Annotated in this window: 2 protein-coding genes and 1 pseudogene; 1 reads left to right on the top strand and 2 read right to left on the bottom strand. The window is 74.5% G+C overall.

The genetic code is table 11. The features are described 5' to 3' along the window. Positions 1-85, top strand: a pseudogene (locus tag ACWD3D_RS35945) (hypothetical protein); the annotation flags it as partial. Positions 86-1,016: 931 nt separating this feature from the next. On the opposite strand, the gene ACWD3D_RS35950 reads toward ACWD3D_RS35945, so the two are convergent. Beyond that, on the bottom strand, positions 1,017-1,487 hold the full coding sequence (locus tag ACWD3D_RS35950; RefSeq protein WP_451464865.1) for a DUF6113 family protein: 471 nt from the start codon (positions 1,485-1,487) through the stop codon (positions 1,017-1,019). After that, positions 1,484-2,416 (bottom strand): N-acetyl-1-D-myo-inositol-2-amino-2-deoxy-alpha-D-glucopyranoside deacetylase, encoded by a 933-nt coding sequence (gene mshB / locus ACWD3D_RS35955; RefSeq protein ID WP_451464866.1) that lies wholly within the window; start codon positions 2,414-2,416, stop codon positions 1,484-1,486. Before mshB ends, ACWD3D_RS35950 begins: the two co-directional genes overlap by 4 nt. Positions 2,417-2,565: the final 149 nt, after the last annotated feature.

The following is a 2,565-nucleotide window of genomic DNA, read 5'->3' on the forward strand; positions in this document are numbered from 1 at the left end:
GTACGTCCTCGTCATCGGCGTGGAGCGGCTCAGCGACCTCACCGACCGGTCGGACCGTGCCACGGCCTTCCTCTTCGGTGCCGGCCGTCGGTCCGGTCGTGGAACCGGCCGGGCCGGGGGCGCGCACCCCGGACTCCGCGGGCCCGCCGGAGTCGGCGAGGTCCGCGTCGATGCTGTCCAGGGCGCTCCGGCCGGCCGCGGGACCGCCGGAGAAGCCGGACTGCGGGCCGTCGGAGAAGTACGGCGACTCGGCGCGCGGGCCGCCCTGCGTGTCCCCGCCCGCCGGGCCCGGCACGCTTCCCCCGGAAGGAGCACCGGCGAAACCACCCGGACCGGCAGGACTGCTCGGGGCGTCCAGCACCGAAGGAGCGGCCGGCACCTTGCGCGGGGCGAACCAGTCGCTGGTGGGCTTCTCCTTGGCGGGCGGCTCGGCCGGCGTCCCCTCGGGGTCACCGCCGTCGCCTGCCTCGGCGGCCGGCTCGCCGGACGGCTGCCCCGGGGCGGGGGTGCCCGCACCGGGAAGCGGCGTGACGGCCGTGCGCTCGGCGTCGGGGGCGCTGTCGCCCTCGGCCATGGGCGTACGCATCACGACGGGCGGGATCGGCCGCGAACCGGGGATGTTGATCCGGATGCGCGTCGTCAGGGTCGTCTCGGTCCTCGGCTCGTCGGGCCGTGACGACCGGGGGGAATCCGGGGTGGGCTCGGGTGCGGGTTCCGCGCCGTCCTGCGTCGGGTGCAACGACGGGTACTGGCGTGATCCGTACGGCGGCGTGCCCGAGGGATAGGCGGCACCACCGCGCCCCTGGGGCCCGGAGGACGAACTGTCAGTTTCACGACTCAAAGCAGGTTCTCCCGATTGGCTCCGCCGCCCGTACTTCCCCCATGCCGCAGGCCAGGGGACGGCTCGGCGCGCGCACCACCATACTGGCCGCCGCGCACGGGCGTTTCACGCCCGGTGGAAACCTCCACCGGCACCTCACACCCGCGAACGCCCACGAGCTGCCGCTCAAGGCATGTCACCGGCCTGAACGTTCCTGGTCGTTGGCCGAAACCGGCCCCTTGGCGAAGGTGGCGCAGATCACAGCGACCACCATCCCTCCGAGGACGAAGAGGGCCAGGACGATCTCGTCGCCGCCCCCGAAGAAGAAGTCACCTTCCGGGCGTCCGTTCAGCACCACGACCACCGCGACGAGCCAGCCGGCGGCGGGCGCGAAGGCGCCGAGCTGCGTACGCGTGAGGACACGACCGCCGTAGAAGACGCCCGCCGCGCCGGCCAGCGCCAGCAGCAGACCGCCGGGGAACCAGGCCGCCTGCACCAGCGCGCCGGCCACCGCGACCAGCGCGCCGAGAATCGCGAGACCGACGTAGGCGCCGATCCTGCGGGGGTTGAGCGGGGCCGCCATCCCGGTGGGCTCGGGGGCCCGGGGCGGGGCGTTGGTACGCGGGGCGCGGGCTTCGGCGCGGGCCCGGTCCTTCTTGCCGCTCATGGCCGGACCCCCGTCCCGACGCCGGCCTCGGGCAGGCCGGCGAAGAGATCGCTCTCGCGCTCCCCGCCACCGCCCTCACCGCCACGGACGCCGTGGACCAGTTGGTAGTACTCGGTGGTGAAGAGCGGCTGGCCCTTGTCGTTGGAGAGGGTGAACCAGGGGCCGTGCACGGAGACCTGGGTGGCGTGCGCCCGCATGGCCGCCGCCTTCGCCTCCGCGTACGCCGAACCGTCGATCTCCGTGGTGATCACGGACTCCTCGGTCACGCCGGGCACGTCGTCGACGTCGGCGATCTCCGCGAACACCCCGGGGGCCTCGGCCCGGAGCCGGGCGAACGCCTCTTCGGCCACCGGGCGGGGCGTCCGGTTCCAGTAGATCTTCGCGACGGCGTGCGGCGCGCCCGAGGCACCGGAACCGGCCGTGTACCCGGGATCGGCGGCGAGTTCGGCCGCGCGGGTCGCCACCCGGTGGGCCTGGACGTGGTCCGGGTGGCCGTAGCCGCCGTCGGGGTCGTACGTCACCAGGACCTGCGGGCGGACCTCGCGGATGACGTCCACCAGCGGGGCCGCCGCCTCGTCCACGGCGGTGTCCCAGAAGGCGCCGGGCCGGTGGTTCTGCTCGGTGCCCATCATCCCGGAGTCGCGGTACCTGCCCGGAGCGCCCAGGAAGCGGTGGTCGGTGACCCCCAGCTCCTTCATGGCGGCGGCGAGTTCACCCACGCGGTACGGGCCGAGCGCGTCGTCCCGGTCGGCCGCGAGGTGCGCCAGCGACGGCGGGATGACCTCGCCCTCCTCGCCCAGGGTGCAGGTCACCAGCGTGACGTGGGCGCCCTCGTGGACGTACTTGGCCATGGTGGCGCCGTTGTTGATCGACTCGTCGTCGGGGTGCGCGTGCACCAGGAGCAGACGGCGGGCGGGAAGGTCCTTCATGAGGACCACCCTACGAGCCCGGCTCCCCGTCGGGGACGTCGGCGTCCTCGGTTCACACGTCCGGGGACCCGCGCGGTACCGCCCCCGGCGTGCGTACGCAGGGCCCCCTGCCGTTGGCGGGGCCGCGACCACGCGGGCGTCGTTCTATC

The organism is Streptomyces sp. NPDC002690, from assembly GCF_053592415.1.